The organism is Sphingomonas sp. AP28 (genome assembly GCF_056680455.1).
The window spans coordinates 392753-410151 of sequence record NZ_CM155283.1 but is presented as its reverse complement, the minus strand read 5'-3'; the positions used below and the strand labels follow the sequence as shown (position 1 = coordinate 410151).

9 protein-coding genes are annotated in these 17399 nt (G+C 62.9%); 8 read left to right on the top strand and 1 reads right to left on the bottom strand.

Annotated elements, in window-relative coordinates:
- The first annotated feature begins 21 nt into the window (after nucleotides 1-21).
- Nucleotides 22-279: a hypothetical protein gene (locus AC1MH0_RS01730; RefSeq protein ID WP_056059124.1), complete on the top strand. Its 258-nt coding sequence runs from the start codon at nucleotides 22-24 to the stop codon at nucleotides 277-279.
- Here the strand turns inward: AC1MH0_RS01730 and AC1MH0_RS01725 are convergent.
- Entirely contained in the window at nucleotides 276-704 is a 429-nt protein-coding gene (locus tag AC1MH0_RS01725; RefSeq protein ID WP_480964431.1) for a DUF72 domain-containing protein, read from the bottom strand. The two genes, AC1MH0_RS01730 and AC1MH0_RS01725, sit on opposite strands and share 4 nt — an antisense overlap.
- Nucleotides 705-886: 182 nt before the next feature.
- Between AC1MH0_RS01725 and AC1MH0_RS01720 the strand changes: the two genes are divergently transcribed.
- The 7 genes from AC1MH0_RS01720 to AC1MH0_RS01690 all read left to right on the top strand — a co-directional run bounded on the left by AC1MH0_RS01720 (nucleotide 887) and on the right by AC1MH0_RS01690 (nucleotide 17340).
- The gene (locus tag AC1MH0_RS01720; protein ID WP_480964430.1) at nucleotides 887-1867 is read left to right on the top strand and encodes an aldo/keto reductase; all 981 of its coding nucleotides are present in this window, start codon (nucleotides 887-889) and stop codon (nucleotides 1865-1867) included.
- A 569-nt stretch (nucleotides 1868-2436) separates the two neighbouring features.
- Nucleotides 2437-3396: a glycoside hydrolase family 43 protein gene (locus AC1MH0_RS01715; protein WP_480964429.1), complete on the top strand. Its 960-nt coding sequence runs from the start codon at nucleotides 2437-2439 to the stop codon at nucleotides 3394-3396.
- A 242-nt stretch (nucleotides 3397-3638) separates the two neighbouring features.
- Nucleotides 3639-4601 (top strand): alpha/beta hydrolase, encoded by a 963-nt coding sequence (locus tag AC1MH0_RS01710; protein WP_480964428.1) that lies wholly within the window; start codon nucleotides 3639-3641, stop codon nucleotides 4599-4601.
- Between the two features lie 137 nt (nucleotides 4602-4738).
- Nucleotides 4739-6022 carry a DEAD/DEAH box helicase gene (locus tag AC1MH0_RS01705; RefSeq protein WP_480965804.1) on the top strand — a complete coding sequence of 428 codons (1284 nt, stop codon included), beginning with the start codon at nucleotides 4739-4741 and terminating at the stop codon, nucleotides 6020-6022.
- Between the two features lie 260 nt (nucleotides 6023-6282).
- Nucleotides 6283-9600, top strand: coding sequence for an autotransporter family protein (locus AC1MH0_RS01700; protein WP_480964427.1), 3318 nt, complete (start codon nucleotides 6283-6285; stop codon nucleotides 9598-9600).
- 723 nt (nucleotides 9601-10323) lie between these two features.
- Nucleotides 10324-13116: a TonB-dependent receptor gene (locus tag AC1MH0_RS01695; RefSeq protein WP_480964426.1), complete on the top strand. Its 2793-nt coding sequence runs from the start codon at nucleotides 10324-10326 to the stop codon at nucleotides 13114-13116.
- Between the two features lie 1035 nt (nucleotides 13117-14151).
- Entirely contained in the window at nucleotides 14152-17340 is a 3189-nt protein-coding gene (locus tag AC1MH0_RS01690) for a TonB-dependent receptor (RefSeq protein ID WP_480964425.1), read from the top strand.
- Nucleotides 17341-17399 lie beyond the last annotated feature (59 nt).

Genomic DNA, 17399 nt, shown 5'->3' with positions numbered 1-17399 from the left:
TCGTAGGGAGAAAATCGCTTGATGTCGGACGAGTATGCGCATGGCCGTCGAGACGGGTTGCGGCTGGCGCTGGCGATCTTGGCTGCCGAAGAGGCCAAATGGGCGGCGTTGCTGGGCGAGAGTGCATCCTGGCGGACCAACGCCACGCGTGAGGTGCGGCACAAGACGCTCCAAGTCGCTCAAACGCGCGTCCAGACCGTGCTGAACCGGCTTTCTCCCAAGGACGACACCGCATCGAATGCGGAGTTGTCCGCCGCGCTGGCGAAGATCGGGCTTTAGCCCGCCCTGCCGTCCGACGAAGCGTCGATCAGTTCGGTCAGCTGAAGCGCATCACCCAGCGCCGCGGAGGCGGCCGTGTTGTCGAACATGCACCATGCCGGGCGCCCTGCTGCGCGGTCCGCGGCAATCAGGTGCGCATAGTCGCGCAGGCGGTCGAGCCCGTACGCGGTTCGGTACATGTCGAGCGATCCGTGCAGCCGGTAATAAGTAAGCCCGCGCCAACCACCCGGACGTGCCGCCGCCGGGACCCGGGCGGGACCGGCAGCGACCCGTGCTACTTCCTGGTCCGCTAGCAAGCAGTCGACATCGGGCTCGAACCAGCTGGCGTGGCGTGGTTCGCACACGTTGCCCGGCATGAACGCCTGCTGCGAAATCTGGCCACCGCCGACGACGGCGTAGCGCACCTTCTTCTTGTGTCCGAACATAGCGGTCCTTCGGTGTAGTTTGGGGATGCAGGGCGAACGACGGGCGACCATGATCGTTGCATTCTCCCGACGTTTGCTCCGTACAGGACACGCGACGCTGCGTTTCCGCAGTCGCGCTGATCGGGCAGGACCGCATGGCGGTGCCATTCGTTCGGCACGTGAACCTTTGAGGTAGATGGACCATGGAATATACCAAACTGGGCAGCACCGGCCTGGACGTATCGCGGCTGTGCCTCGGCTGCATGACCTACGGCGTGCCCGATCGCGGCAACCACGCGTGGACGCTCGACGAGGACACCAGCCGTCCCATCCTCCGCGCCGCGGTCGAGGCGGGGATCAACTTCTTCGACACTGCCAACGTCTATTCGGATGGCACCTCGGAGGAGATCGTCGGTCGTGCGGTCAAGGACTTCAGCCGCCGCGACGAAGTGGTAATCGCCACCAAGGTGCACGGGCGGATGCGTCCGGGCCCGAACGGTGCCGGTCTCAGCCGCAAGGCGATCATGGCCGAGATTGATGCCAGCCTTACGCGGCTCGGCACCGACTATGTCGATCTCTACCAGATTCATCGGTTCGATTACGACGTGCCGATCGAGGAAACGCTGGAGGCGCTGCACGACGTCGTGAAGGCGGGAAAGGCGCGGTATATCGGTGCGTCGTCGATGTTCGCGTGGCAGTTCGCTACGATGCTGCACGTCAGCGAAGCGAATGGCTGGACGCGGTTCGCGACGATGCAGGATTATCTGAACCTGCTGTACCGCGAGGAAGAGCGCGAGATGCTGCCGCTGTGCGACGCCGAAGGGGTCGGCGTGATCCCCTGGAGCCCGCTCGCTCGCGGTCGTCTGACGCGCGACTGGGACGAGACCACCGGGCGTTCGCAGACCGATGAGTTCGGCAAGACGCTGTATGCACATACTGTCGAGGCGGACCGCAAGGTGGTGGAGACGGTCGCGACGATCGCCTTGGAACGCGGCGTGCCGAGGGCCCAAGTGGCGCTCGCCTGGGTGCTGGCGAAGCCGGAGGTATCCGCGCCGATCATCGGTGCATCGAAGATCGCGCATCTCGACGATGCGATCGCGGCGCTCGAACTGGGCCTTACCGACCGCGAGATCGCGCGGCTGGAAGAACCGTACGTCCCACATGCAGTCGTAGGTTTCTCATAATAGTCCAGGGGGCGGCAGCGGTACGAGCTGCGACCAGGCCGCCCCCTCCCCAATCCGGCGAGCACAACGCGCATTAAATGACGAACGGTTCTCATTCCCGTGCGCTCGATAAGGCCGGTTCTTCCGTGCACTATCGTCGTAGGACTCGAAGCTCGGTCGAGCAGCTCAGCGCGGCGGGCCGTGAAGGCAACGCGGTATGTCACCTTCATACCAGGATGAAGTTCGCACGTCAGATGGCCACGGTCGCACGGCATGCCTGCATGATGTGCTTTACGCGGTCCGCCGCAGCATCATCGATATACCTACTTCGTAGGGGAAACGGCGTCGTGTTCTTGGCGGGACGTTACGAAGCCCGCTTGTTGGATCACTACCGCCGGTAAACGGTGACGGGGTGATCGCACCGGCGTCGTATGGCTGGACCATGTACGCGCGTATCTCCACCATCGCGATACGCGCACATACGAAGCAAAACGCGACCCTGCGTCCGAGTATTGCGTGCTTTACTTGGCCGATCCAACTGTCAGACTATGCATCTCACTTGGCGCTTGCGCCGTATCGGAGCATTCGGCATGAACTTCATCGATCGGCGTACTGCCCTAGCCGGTATCGGTGCGACGCTCGGTTGCGCCGCCCTGCCTGCGTCCGCACGTCCTGCGCCGGACGACGTTTTCCTGCTCAGCTATTTCACGGACAAGGATGAGGGTCGTGAAGGCCTGAAACTTGCGCGAAGCGACGACGGGTATGTTTTCACGGCGCTGGGCGGCGGTCGTGGTTTCCTGACGCCGATGGTCGGTGAGAACAGGCTGATGCGCGATCCCAACCTGTCGCAGGGACCCGATGGCCTGTGGCACCTCGTCTGGACGAGCGACTGGTTCGGCCCCGTCATCGGCCACGCCACGTCACGCGACCTGATGCAATGGTCGCCGCAACAGACCATTCCGGTGATGAAAGGCTTCGCTGGCGTCCGCAACAGTTGGGCGCCCGAGGTGATTTACGATCGCCCGCGGGGCGATTTCGTGATCATGTGGTCGAGCAGCATCGACGGCCGTTTCGGCGCGACCGCCGGCGAGAAGTTCGCGGGGATCAAGCTGCGGCCTTACTACACGCGAACCCGGGATTTTCGCACGTTCACCCCGACCAGGCTATTGTTCGATCCCGGTACCGATTCCATCGACTTCACCTGGTTGAAGCTGGCCGACGGAGGGCTGCGGCTGATCTACAAGGACGAGACGCACGACACGGAAACGCGGCGGTGGCTGGTGAGCCAGTCGGCCGCCTCGCCGACCGGTCCGTTCGGGCCGGTCAGCGTGCCTTTCACCAAACCGATGACGGAAGGCCCGACGGCGATCCGTCTTGGCGACCGCTACATGGTATATTACGACGTCTACGAGCAGCAACGCTTCGGCGGCGCCTCGACCCGGGATTTCGTCCACTGGACCGACGAAAGCGCACGCGTTCGGTTTCCCGAGAACGCACGCCATGGGACAGTAGTTCGCGCGCCCCGCGCATTCGCCGACAGGATCGTGTGACGGCTGGGGCCGGGGCGGTCCGAAGCTGCGTCGTGTCGACGCCGAGCGACGCGCTCCACAAGATCGGTGCGAGCATCGCCACTGCCCGACGTGTTGCAATCAGAACGATCGCGAGCGACACTGATGCGAATACAGCATGGCCGACCAACACGAGGTACCGCGTCATCCGACTACGCCCTCGATTACGCCGCCCATCTGGCCAATTCCCCGTGGTAGGACCCGGCGAAGTTTGGGGAGCGACGATGCGGACGGTCATCATGGCGACGGTGGTGCTAGCGCTTAGATCGGGTACGACGTCGGTCGCTGCCGACCGAACAGCGGAAGCAAGTGCGCGAAGCTCAACGGCGCACGGACGGGTCGAGGGTCCGTTCGCGCTTCATTCACGGATCTACCCAGGGACGGTCAGACGTTATTGGGTGTATGTGCCAGCGGGCTACGACGCATCGACGCCACCCAATCTTCTGCTGTTTCAAGATGGTCAGCGCGCGGTCAATCCGGCAGGTTCGCTAAAGTTGCCCGCCGTTCTGGACACGCTGATCGAACAGAAACTCATCCCGCAGACGTTGGGCGTGTTCGTCACGCCAGGCAACGTGTCCGTTCGATATCCGGATACGCTCGGCATGCAAAACCCGGATCATCGAACGGAAGAGTATGACGAACTTTCCGACACCTATGGCCGGATGACGTTGGACGAATTGCTGCCCGCCATAGCCCGGCGATGGCGGTTTTCAGGGGATCCGAAGCGGCGCGCTATCGGCGGCACGTCAAGCGGTGCGATCGCCGCGTGGACAGTCGCATGGCGCCATCCGGACGCGTTCGGCAACGTCATCAGCTTCATCGGAAGCTATACGTCGATCGGTCTGAAGCTCGCGCCGGACGGAACGCCGCTGGCCTATGGCGGGGATACCTACCCCGGCCTGATCCGGAAAAGCGCGATCCGCCCCTTGCGCGTCTTCCTTCAGGACGGGCGGGGCGACCTGGATAACGAACACGGCAACTGGTTCCTGGCCAATCAGCAGATGCTGAAAGCGTTTGAGTGGGCGAACGTCAACGCCGATGCGGAGAAGAGCAAGGGGCCGCGCTACGACATCAATCACGCTTGGACCGACGGTATGCATTCCGATGCGGATGGCGGATCGATCCTGCCTGATGTCCTTCGCTGGATCTGGCGAGACCAAGTTCAGGCTAACCGCTCAAGTCGGTAGGTTCAACCACCGCGGCGCCCCGGCCTCGCCTCGCTTTCCACATTGACGCAGTGCAGCATCGCACCTACCAGCCCGCGCTCCCAAGATGCTTGCCTACAAGGCGCAGTTTAGCTCAGCGCTGGAGGCGCCGCGTGACCATGACCATGACCTTTGCCGATCTCTTCCTGGCGCCGTTTTTGCTGCAGGCGCTAGCTGAGGAAGGCTATGCCCACCCCACCCCGATCCAGGCGCAGTCGATCCCGATGCTGCTGCAGGGACGCGACATGCTCGGGATGGCGCAGACCGGCACGGGCAAGACCGCCGCCTTCGCGCTGCCGCTGCTCCACCGCCTCGCCGCGCATCCCCGCCCTGCACCCAAGGGCGGCGCGCGCATCCTCGTACTCGCGCCGACCCGCGAACTCGTGTCGCAGATCGCGGCCGGGTTCGAGAGCTTCGGTCGCCATTTGAAACCGAGCGTCATGACGATCTTCGGCGGCGTCAGCCAGTTCCATCAGGTCAAGGCGCTGGAAGCCGGGGTCGACATCATCGTCGCCGCACCGGGCCGCCTGCTCGATCTGGTCGATCAGGGGCTCTGCGACCTGTCGCAGCTCGAAGCGCTGGTGCTCGACGAAGCCGACCAGATGCTCGACATGGGTTTCGCCAAGCCGATCGAGCGCCTCGTCGCGACATTGCCGACCGACCGCCAGACGGTGCTGTTCTCGGCGACCATGCCGAAGTCGATCGCCGTCCTGGCCGAGAGCTTGTTGCGTGATCCGGCAAAGGTCGAGATCGCTCCGCCGTCGACGACCGTCGATCGGATCGACCAGTCGGTGATGTTCCTCGATGCGACCGACAAGAAGGCCGCCTTGCTGGCGTTGTTGAAGACCCCGGACATGGGCCAGGCGGTCGTTTTCACGTTGCAGAAGAACATCGCCAACGACGTCTGCGCGTTCATCGGCGAGGCGGGCATCACCGCCGAAGCTTTGCACGGCAACAAGTCGCAGGGTCAGCGCGAGCGCGCCCTCGATGCCTTCCGTGCCGGAACCGTGCAGGTGCTGGTCGCGACCGATATCGCCGCGCGCGGGATCGACGTCGATACCGTGACGCACGTGTTCAACCATGACCTGCCCAGCCTGCCGGAAAGCTATGTCCACCGGATCGGCCGCACCGGTCGCGCCGGTCGCAGCGGGTTCGCGATCACGCTGTGCGACGCCGAGCAGCGGGCATGGCTGCACGACGTCGAGCGCGAGATCGGGCGCACCCTGACAGTGCAGGACGATCACGAGTGGCATTGCGAAGTGGCGCGGCACTCGACCAAGCGCGCGCCGGTGCTGGGGGGCGGCGCAGTCAAGCAGGTCAAGCCGGTGAAGCCGCCGCGCGAGCGGAAGGTCTGGACCGAAGAGGAAAAGCTCGCCGCCAGGATGGCCGCAAAGGCCGCCTGAGAACGTCACTGGACGAGGATGCGATGCCCTCGTACAGCGCCGCCGGCGTTCGGCGACAAGAGCAATCTACCGCTGGCAGTGAGCGAATGCTCCAGCGCGACATCGGCGCCGTCAGCAAGCGCCTCGGCCGTCGAGGCGGCCGTTTTGGCCGATCGCGTTTATGACGCACCTGCAACATAAGTCGCATAAAACCGTCGCCGCGAGATGCCATGCCCCGCTTCGAAACGCGTAAGGGGAATGGTGTGTCTTTAAGTAAACTCATGGTCTGTGCAGCGTCGGCAACGATGCTGACGCCGCTGTCGATCGCGGCGCAGACGATCCCGACATCGCCACCAGTCAACTACGTCAACGAGAGCAATCCGGCGATCGGCAGCATCGTTCCGAAGCTGCTCGACAGCTATGTGAGTCTGATCCGCGACCATCCCGAAGTGATGGTGCAGAACTACAAGACCGTCGTCACGATGACCAACGCGCGCACGCCGAGCCAGACCCTCGCGGCGATCCACGACGATCGTACCAACCAGGCCTACAGCATCCTGAATGGCCTCGGCGCGCTGACCAACCTTTACATGGCGGGCGCCGGTGCTTCGACCAGCGGGTCGGCGCCGAACACGCTGACCCCGACCAGCTATGCGACCGCGACGCTCGCCGACTATGTCGCCAACATTAATCTCGGCAACAGCTTCAGCCCGGGCGCCGAGAAGTTCGGCAACGGTACCGCAACGCCGCTGGCCGCCGCAGTCGCCTTCATCAACAACACCGTCCGCGCCAGTTCGTCGACCGAGCCCGCCAAGCGGACGTTCGCGCGGTATCAGGGCGAGAACCCACCGATCGACCCGCTCGATCCGCGGTTCGCCAACTACAACGTCAACACCAATCGCGGCGCGCTGACGCTGACGGACACCGCGGCGATCATCGTGCCGTCGTATCTGTCGAGCTTCACCACGCCTGCGCCCTACGCCTCCACGACGCAGTGGGTACGCGGGTTCGTCGTGACGGCGGACATGGTCGCGGCAAATGGCGGCAAGCCGATCACCGCACCCAATTTCGGCACGTTCGATTCCGCGGGCAAGTTCACCGCGGCGACGTTCAAGGTCGGCGAATATGTCCCCGGCATCGGTGCCTCGCCGCGACCGTACCGCGTGACGACCGACGTCAACGTACCGACGCCGATGCTGCAGATCATCAACTCGTCCAACCCCTATGCCGACGGCGCCTATCCGAGCGGGCATACCAATTCGGGCATGCTGCAAGCGCTGGGCACGGCGTTCCTGATCCCGCAGCAAGGCCAGGAATTGCTCGCGCGCGCGGCGGACCTCGGCACCAACCGCATCCTCGCCGGGATGCATTCGCCGCTCGACATCATGGGTGCCCGGATCGAGGCGACGGCGCTGTCGGCGACCAACATCTATGCGGCCTTGTATGACGCGAAGGGCAATCGCCTCGACTGGACCAACCCCGCCAACGCCAGCGCGTATGCGGTCTACCAGGCCTATACCCAGACCCAGTCCTATCTGGCGTCCGCCTGCGGCACCGCGACCGTCACGGCATGCATCGCCGCCGCCAACGCGTCTGGCGCAACCGCAGCCGATCCGTATGCCAACGTCGCGCAGAACAAGGCGACGTACCTTGCCGAGATGACCTACGGCTTCGCGCCGGTCGGTCCGGTCAAGGCGATGACCGCCGCGGACGTGCCGGTGCAGGCGCAAGTGCTGCTGCTGACGCGGTTCGGGTATCTGACCGATGCGCAGCGGACCGAGATCCTCGCGACCACCGCCCTCCCCTCGGGCTATCCCGTGCTCACCGGCAACACGCTGGACGGATGGGGCCAGCTGAACCTCTATGCCGCGAACGATGGCTATGGCGCGTTCAAGGGCCAGGTCGCAGTGACGATGGACGCCGCGCAAGGGGGCTATGCAGCCGCCGACAGCTGGGGCAACGATATCGGCGGAACCGGCGGGCTGACCAAGAACGGCACCGGCAGCCTGACCCTGACCGGAAAGAACGGCTATGCCGGCCCGACGATCGTCAATGGCGGCACGCTAGCCGTTACCGGCTCGATCGTCTCGGCGACGACCGTCAACACCGGCGCAGTCTTTGGTGGCACGGGCAGCACCGGCGCCGTCACGGTCAATAGCGGCGGCACGCTGGCGCCGGGCACGGGAACCACGCCGGGCACGCTGACGATCAACGGTCCGCTCACACTCGCCAGCGGCGCGACGCTGGTGCAGACGGTATCGCCTACGCTTGCCAGCCGCACGGTCGTATCCGGCGCGGCGAAGCTCGACGGCACGGTGCGCGTCCAGGGCTCGGTCGGCACGCTACCGGTTACCCGCATCACCTTGGTCACGGCAGCCGGTGGGATCTCGGGCAGCTTCGCCAACGTCACAGGTGTTCCCACCACCCTGCGCGCTGTGCTCGACTATTCGACGACGGCGGCAAGCCTGAACCTCAACCGGACCGATATCGACTATCGCGCACTCGGGGTCACCGCGAACCAGCAACGCGTCGCGGCGGCGCTGACGAGCGCGGTGCCGTTGGCGAGCGGTGCCGGTGCGGCCACGTTGCTCAACACGATCTACGCCACGGGCCAGGGCTCGGCGGCGGCGGGTACTGCAGCGCTTGACACCCTCTCGGGTGAAGGCCTTGCCGACGCGAACAGCGCAGCGTTGTTTGCCGGGCGGGTATTCGGCGATGCCGTGACCGATCAGCAGCGTGCGGTCCTGACCGACAGCCAGATGCATCTCTGGGGCGGGCCGTTGGGTGGTCGTGAATGGACTGATGGCCGGGACGCCGATGGTACGGTCGATCGCCGCAGCAATAGCTGGGGCGGCGTGATCGGGCTCGACGGCGAGGTCTCGACCGGGTGGCGTGCCGGTTTCGTCGCGGGCGGGCTCGACACCCGCTTCAACACCGCGGCACGCGCGACCAAGGGCAAGGCGTCGAGCTATCACGTCTCGGCCTACACCTCGTACGCGCTGCCGACGGGCACGTATGTACGCGGGTCGCTGGGCTATGGCCATTACGCGATCCGTACGACGCGGACTGCGGGCGGGATCGGCAGCGTCGCCAGCGAAACCGAGATCGCAAGGTACGACGCCGCGGAGTTGCGCCTGCGCGGAGAAATTGGTCAGCGCATCGCAGTCCAGTCGTTCGACCTGACGCCGTTCGTCGCGGTGGAATATGCGCGTCTCTACACCGATGCGTTCGCGGAGCGCGGCAGCGTGCTGGCGTTGCAAGCGGGCAAGCAGACCACGACGTCGCTACCGGTGAATGTCGGGTTGCGGATGGATGGCAGCGTGCCGTTCGGGAACGGCCTCGCGCTGCGCCCGATGATCGAAGCGAGCTACCTGCACGAGTTCCGCCGCGACCGCGATATCGGAGTCGATTTTGTCGCGCTGGCCGATCCCTCGTTCACGATCGCAGGCGCTCGACCGTCGCAAAGCGCGTTCGTCGGCAAGGCCGGACTCCAACTGCCGCTGGCCACCGCGCTGGTCCTCTACGCCACCGGAACCGGCGTGTTGTCCTCGCAACAGCGATCCTATGCCGGCAATGTCGGCGTGAGTATCAACTTCTAAGGCGTTAGAACGAACGATCGGTGGCCGGTCGAATACGCGTGGATGATCGCCAACTGACGAGGTGTTTCGATGGAATACCTCGCCAGTTTGCTGCTGGCCCTCCACATGATCGGCGAGCCTGCGAATGAGTTGGAGACGATGGGCGGGTGCCATCGTTCGGCATAGATTGCTCATCAGCGGCGCTGTATCTCGCCCGCCTTCCAACCCGAACTCGGATTTTCGGCATCAGATCGCGCGCGATCCGCAGCGCATCGTCATACGCAGATCACGGATGGTCGCATTTCGGACCAATCGATCTGGCCGAACAGGCGCAATTCCATAAGCTGCCTATACGTGCCGGATGACTAGCCCGGCGGTTTTCGAGTTCGACGGTCGGTCGTGACTATGCGGACGATGGGTGACGCTTGCACTATGCTATAGATTGGTAGCATTCTAGATCACTGGGATCTTGAGATCGTAGCGTCGTCTCGGCCAGCTTCGCATTTTGTCGACGGACCGCCTCCAAAACGATCATGAGATTTTTGCGGGCTTTGCAAACGCATCGGCCGACACGAAACTGTAATTTTCCGATAGCGTCAGGAATTAGATTGGTTATGTATTACCAATACCACGCTGCGATGACAGTACCCTTTAGAGGTCCGGCCAGTGAGGTGTGTCGAACGATACGGGCAGGACCGTGTCGAAGGGTGACGCCGCGGCGTCGATGGGAAGGGGCTTTTGACGATGGTTTTTCGTAAGCAGGTTTTGCTCGCATCCGGTGCGGCGATACTCGGTCTGGTATCAGTTTTCGCGCAACCCGTTCTCGCGCAGTCGGCGCCCGCGCCATCGTCCGCCCCCGTCGCCCCCGCGCCCCAGGGTGATCCCGCCCCGGACGGCGCTGATACGGACATCGTCGTCACCGGTATCCGCGGCAGCCTGCGCAGCGCGATCGCAGTGAAGCGCAACGCCAACGCGATCGTCGACGTCATCAGCGCCGAGGCGATCGGCAAGTTCCCCGACCGCAACGTCGCCGAATCCCTCTCGCACGTTCCCGGTGTCAGCATCGATCGTCGCTTCGGCGAAGGCGAGAAGGTCGCGATCCACGGCACCGACCCCGCGCTCAACCGCATGCTGCTCGACGGCCACGCGGTCGCTTCGGCGGACTGGGGCGGCAACGACAATGACCCGACCAGCCGTACCTTCAACTATTCGCTGCTCGCGCCCGAACTCGTCGAGCGCCTCGAAGTCTACAAGTCGCCCGAGCCTCGCATCGAGGAAGGCAGCATCGGCGGCACGGTCATCGTCCGCACGCGCCGTCCGCTCGACACCCCAGCGAATTCGATCTTCGCATCGGGCGGCTATTCATACAACGACCGTGCCGACAAGGGTAACGTCCGCGCGTCGGGCCTGTACAGCTGGCACAACGAAGGCGGCACGTTCGGCGTGCTCGGCGCCGTCACCTACGACAAGCAGAGCCTGACGCGCTCGGGTGTCGAATTCTTCGGGTTCGAGAACGCCGGCGACCGCTTCTTCCAGAAGGATGCGAACAACGCGCTGATCCGCGACGCAAGCGGCCAGCCGGTGCTGAAGAACCCCGGCGCGACCGTGACCGGTGGCACGCGCCAGGATCTCGCCAACGCGGTATCGCCGTTTGGCATCAACTACGCGTATTTCACGCAGGAGCGTAAACGCATCAGCTATGTCGGCACGGTCCAAGCCAAGCCGACCGATGACATCACGCTCACGCTCAACGGCCTGCACATCGACGGCAACTACAACAACAGCAGCCAGTCGATGTACGTGATCCCCGGCGCGTGGAGCGGCGACGTTCTCCAGTCGGCAACGGTCGCCAACGGCGTCGTCACCAATGCGAGCTTCGGTGCGGCCTCGGCGAACAGCCAGAGCGCGCAGCTCGACCTGCTGATCCGCAAGACCAAGCTGACCACCGACAGCCTCAACTTCGTTGCCGAATGGGAAGGTCCCGACGGCGCAACCGTTTCGGCGACCGGCGGCTGGAGCAAGGCGATCGGCGGGCGCAATCCCGAATATCTGCTCGATGTGCGGACCGACCTGCCGTACAGCTACGGCTTCACCTCGGACAGCGCGAACGTCGATTACGTCGGCGACCTGACCAACCCGGCCAATTATCGCCGCAGCAACAGCCCGCAACTTCAGACGATCGACGGCGCGCCCGTCATCGTCAACGGCACGCAACTGAATGCGGCGCGCGCGGGCGGCATCGATTTCTCCAAGACGATCGATCGCGATTACTACGCGGGCTATGACGCGGTCATTCCGTTCGAGGCGGGGCCGTTCAAGGAAATCCGCATCGGCGGCAAGTTCACCGATCACCGCAACCGCCTGAACGCGAGCGGCTTCAACAACTACTCGACGTCGAACTACACGCTGGCGAGCCTGGGCGTCGATACGATGACGACGCCGAACGGCACGTTCGACGGCACCGGCGGCACCGGCAACGCGACTAAGTACATCAACCTGTCGCAGCAAACAGTGATCGACATCCTCGCGAACTCGATCAACATCCCCGTCGCCAAGCCGACCGCGTCGTATATCGTCGACGAGACGGTCGCGGCGAACTACGTCCAGCTGAACTTCGACCAGAGCGGCTTCCGCGGCAACATCGGTGGTCGTCTGGTCTATACCAAGAACGTGTCGAACTATGCCGATCAGGTCTCCGGCACCGACGGCAGCCTGCCGACGATCGTGCCGCAGCGGGTCGAGAACGACTATCTGAAGTTCCTGCCAAGCCTGAACGTCGCGTACGAAGCGGGCACGCACCTGATCTTCCGCGGCAGCGTTGCCAAGGTGATCGCCCGGCCGCGCTACGAGCAGCTTGGTGGATCGGTCGGTCGCAACGACATCACGCTCGATGCGAGCGGCGGCAACCCGAACCTGAAGCCGTACCAGTCGACCAACTACGAACTGTCGGCGGAATATTATCCGCGCGAGGGGACGCTGTTGTCGCTCGAGCTGTTCCGCCGCGAAGTGAAGGACTACATCCTCAACGGCCTCAGCCGCCAGACGTTCTTCAACGAGCTGACGCAGAGGAATGCGTCCTATCTCGTGTCGCAGCCGCTCAACGGCGGCAAGGCGAACGTCAACGGTGCGCTGGTATCGGCGCAGGGCGAGATCTGGCACGGCTTCGGCCTGCAGGCGAACTACTCCTATGCCGAGAGTTCTACCGACGAGGGGCTGAACCTGCCCTATCTGTCGAAGCACACCGTCAATGTCATCCCGTATTACGAGAACGGACCGTTCCAGGCGCGCCTGAGCTATAACTACCGCTCGTCGTATTTCCGCGCGATCGGCCGCCTGAACTCGATCGACATGGTCGCACCGTACAGCCAGCTCGACTTCTCGGCCGGGTTCAACCTGACCAAGGCGGTCACGCTGACGGTCAACGCGCAGAACCTGCTCGACTCGACCTATACGCAGTATAGTGGCTCGCGCGATCGGCCGACGGCGTTCTACAAGAACGGCCGCACGTACGTCGCATCGGTATCGTTCCGGATGTGAACCACGAGAGGGCGCGTCGGGACGGCGCGCCCCTCTTCGGACCGAGCGGTAATCGCGACCCACAACGCCGAACTCTAGCCAGACCGTGGTAGCTACTGAACTTAACCTCTGGGATTTACGAGTACCGGGCGTTATCCCACCGGATTGCCATCCTCAGCATCGCGAGCGATTTGGTTGGCCGCCGCCGTTGGCATCCCGTCAAGAAACTAGCGTATCCGCTCGACCCGTAGTCGCTGATGACACCCCCCGCTCCTGTCCCGGCAGTGCTGAGAGCCATCCTGCAAAACTGCCCACGGTTGGCGATCTTAACGTGATCGAGATCGCGGTCGACGGCGGCCGACATTAAAGCCTTCGAGGCAAGCGCCGGCTGCCGCCTCAACGAGAAGCGTTGAACGCCGCCCGCCCGCACGAGCTGATGTGTGACGATCCTGCCAGTCGGCCTGATAAGCAAGCTAGCCATCCCCTTACCCTTCCGGATTTGGTCTAACCGCACGCTGGCGGTCTCTCTGCATCGCAGTTGACGCCTGATGTGGATCAACACGAGTCTAGACCTTCAGGTTGTCATGCGGTTCCGCTACTGCAATTCCAGGGGGCCGGACGGAGATCGACGTCTCGGCAATGCCTCAGCGAGAGAAGTGCCTAATTCGAAAAAAAATGTGCGGTAGCAACTACTGTCTCAATTATCTTGGGAATCCGGGACGGTCGGATCGCATAGAGCAGCTCGACGAACAGCAAGTGGTCCCTATCCGTATAGTGCTCAATTTACCACACTCACGACAGATTGTTACAGGTTCAAAACCGACGAAGTTTGTAAATCGTACACCACTTTTGTCGCCGTTCCGCGTAAATGCTTCTAACTAATAACATTCTCTCAGAATCAGCTAGCGTCCTAGACGATCTAGCGCTTACGAACATCCCGCCTCTACTTTCCCGCGGTTGACACAGGATCTCCGGATGGTAGCCCTATCATACACGGCAACGACCGTGTGCACTCCGGCCTGATCAGGGCGGCCGGGAATCGGGGGAGGATTGATGATGAAATTTTCGCGCACGCTCGCGCATTCGGTATCGACTATTGCGGTCGTAACCGGGCTTGCAGCTTCCGGTACTGCGATCGCGCAGACGAATACCGCAGCGACGGGCCCAGGCACTCAGACCACGACCGTCCAGCAGACGGTGCCCGACGCAGTTCCTGCGGCCAGCACGCTTGACGAAGGCGCTGCAGGGGCGACCGATGAGATCGTCGTCACCGGCATCCGCGCCAGCCTCAATCGCGCGATCGATATCAAGCGCAATTCGGCGGGCGTCGTCGACGCCATCTCGGCCGAAGATATCGGCAAGTTTCCGGACACCAACCTCGCAGAATCGCTTCAGCGGATTACCGGCGTGTCGATCACCCGCGCCAACGGCGAAGGCTCTCAGGTCGCGGTCCGCGGCTTCAGCGGCGGCTTTAACCTCGTAACGCTGAACGGCCGTCAGTTGGCGTCGACCAGCATCGATACCAGCACCGGTAACGCCTTCGCAGTGGGCACTGGCCGTTCGTTCGACTTCCAAAATCTCGCGTCGGAAGGCGTCGCGACACTCGAGGTCTACAAGACTGGCCGTGCGAACATTCCTTCGGGCGGCATCGGCGCGGCGATCAACGTCGTTACCCGCCGTCCGCTGGACGCCCGCGAGGATGGCTTCTCCGGTTCGATCGGCGCCAAGGCGCTGTATGACAGCTCGGTCGAGAAGGCAGAGGCGAATCTTAAAAAGGTCACGCCCGAGTTGTCCGGTCTAATCAACTGGAAGAATCCCGACGAAACCTTCGGCGTCAACCTTTTCGGCAGCTATCAGCTGCGCGAATCGGCGTCGGTTCAGTCCAACCCGAACTATTGGAACATCGTTCCGCTCAATAGCTTCCTGAATACGTCGACTTACATCAGCCCGACGACCAACATCACGAACCGACCAACGACGCCGTACGTCCAGATTCCGAACGACAGTCGCTATCAGTTCTCGGAAAATCGTCGCGAGCGCCTCAACGGCCAGGCGAACATTCAGTTCAAGCCGACGGACCGGTTGGAGATCACCGTCGACGGCCTGTACGCCCGCAACAAGCTCAGCGACGAGCGCAGCGAGCAGACCAACTGGTTCCAGCGGCCGTTCAGCGACATTACGTTCGACGACAACAAGCAGATGCAGTCCGCCATCATCCTGGCGGAGGCGAAACAGGCGGACAAGGGCTACGAGCAGCAGCGGTTCGCAACGAAAACCGAACTCTATTCGGTCGGTGGCAACCTGAAGTGGAACTTCACCGACGTGCTCTCGCTGAAGCTCGACGCCAACCACTCCAAATCGACCACAGATCCAGACAATGCGAACGGTACGTCGGCGACGACGATCTCGATCGGCGCACCCGTGCGCGCAACCCATAGGGTCGACTTCTCGAACGGTTTCCCGCAGCAGTCGGAAACGCTCAATGATTGCAACGCGACCAACGGTGGCCGGGGCGGTAATTGCAACAACCTCCTCGATAGCGGCGATCTCGGCACGCAGATCGCGCGGGAGATCTTCTCGAAGCAGGAGTCGAGGATCAATCAGTTCAACGGCGAATTGGGCTGGGATCTGGGCAACCAAAGCCGTTTCGTGCTCGGCGGCAACTATGTCGATGCTAAGATCCACTCGACGAGTTCCAACACGCAACAACTTCTTGGCGACTGGGGCATCACGGACACCGGTATCGTCGACAGGCTCGCGGGCGACCTGGTCAGCACCTATTGCCTGACGTGCAAGTTCGACAAATACAATCCAAACTCGACCGGGTCGGCACTCGTCGCCTTCAGAGGCGATGCGGTCGATCTGCTCAACGTCTTTTCGCCTTATTACCAGAACGTCCCAGGGCGTGAACGGGTGCAGATTGGTTCCTCGGACAACACGGTTGGGGAGAAGACCTGGGCAGTCTATGGTCAGATGGCCTGGCATGGCGAAATCGGCGGACGCACCGCCAATGCGCTGATCGGCGCTCGTTACGAGCAAACCCGGGTTAATTCGCTTGCGCTCCAGACGATCCCGTCAGCGCTGGAATGGCAGTCGGATAATGACTTTGCCGTCCTGGGCGGCGCCGCCGGTGGCGCAGTCAACGTCAAATCCAAATATGATAACCTACTGCCGTCGCTCGACTTCAACATCGAGGTGGTCGACAACGTCGTCGCACGTACGTCGTTCAGCCGGACGCTGGCACGCGCCGATTACGGCAGCCTCTTCGCGTCCGTGACGGCCAACGCACCGACCCGTCCAACTGCGCTGGGCTCTGGATCGGCGCCGGCGAACAGACAAAACCCGGCGCTGCTGCCACTGGTTTCCGACAATTTCGACGTGTCGGTCGAGTGGTACTATAAGCCCACCAGTTTCGTCTCGGTCGGGTTCTTCAACAAGAACGTACGCAACTTCGTCGGTAATACGGTGAGCAACGGGAACCTGTTCGGGTTGCGCGATCCGGGCTCGGGTGCGCCGGGTTCGCGGTCCGGCACGGCGCTGGATTATCTGCGGTCGAACAACATCGCCACGACCGACGAGAACCTTTTCGCCTACACCGCGCTGTTGCAGCAGAGCGGCGGCAACCGGGCGGCGGCGACGGCCGCCTTCCAGAACGGCTTTGACGCCGCTACGGGTAAATTCCGCGGTACGTTCTACACCGACCTTGCCCTCGCGGTTAATCTCGTCGGCGATGCCGCGGATCCGCTCGTCAACTTCGCGATCAGCGAGCCGATCAATAATAAAGAGGCCAATATCCACGGGTTCGAAGTCGCCTGGACAAACTTCTTCGGTCAATCCGGTTTCGGTTTCGCCGTCTCGTACACCAAGGTCAGCGGTGACGTGAATGTGGACCCTTACGGTGATCCGAACGTCAACATCTTCGCGCTCACCGGGCTAGGCGACAGCGCCAACTTGACAGCGATTTACGACAAGGGCGGCATATCGGCCCGCGTCTCGTACAATTGGCGCGACAAGTATCTTGCGGCAACGAACCAGGGCGACAATCGCAACCCGCTGTTTACGGCTGCGTTCGGTACGCTCGATGGCAGCATAAGCTACGACGTCTCGAAGACGTTCTCAGTGTCGCTCGAGGCCGTCAATCTGACTAGCGAACCGTTCCGCCAATATGCCCGCACGGAGACGAACCTGGTGTATGTGCAGGAACTCAAGCCACGCTTCTATCTCGGCGCGCGCTATCGTTTCTGATGAAGGCGGGAGTGGATCGCGATCGGCTCCCGGTTACAGTAAAGAGGCCGCCGCCATAC

Bases quoted from the DNA above. Each gene is read 5' to 3' on its own strand.
- AC1MH0_RS01700 (WP_480964427.1), top strand. From the start codon at position 6,283: ATGGTCTGTGCAGCGTCGGCAACGATGCTGACGCCGCTGTCGATCGCG.
- AC1MH0_RS01695 (WP_480964426.1), top strand. From the start codon at position 10,324: ATGGTTTTTCGTAAGCAGGTTTTGCTCGCATCCGGTGCGGCGATACTC.
- AC1MH0_RS01705 (WP_480965804.1), top strand. From the start codon at position 4,739: ATGACCATGACCTTTGCCGATCTCTTCCTGGCGCCGTTTTTGCTGCAG.
- AC1MH0_RS01715 (WP_480964429.1), top strand. From the start codon at position 2,437: ATGAACTTCATCGATCGGCGTACTGCCCTAGCCGGTATCGGTGCGACG.
- AC1MH0_RS01690 (WP_480964425.1), top strand. From the start codon at position 14,152: ATGAAATTTTCGCGCACGCTCGCGCATTCGGTATCGACTATTGCGGTC.
- AC1MH0_RS01725 (WP_480964431.1), bottom strand. From the start codon at position 704: ATGTTCGGACACAAGAAGAAGGTGCGCTACGCCGTCGTCGGCGGTGGC.
- AC1MH0_RS01720 (WP_480964430.1), top strand. From the start codon at position 887: ATGGAATATACCAAACTGGGCAGCACCGGCCTGGACGTATCGCGGCTG.
- AC1MH0_RS01730 (WP_056059124.1), top strand. From the start codon at position 22: ATGTCGGACGAGTATGCGCATGGCCGTCGAGACGGGTTGCGGCTGGCG.
- AC1MH0_RS01710 (WP_480964428.1), top strand. From the start codon at position 3,639: ATGCGGACGGTCATCATGGCGACGGTGGTGCTAGCGCTTAGATCGGGT.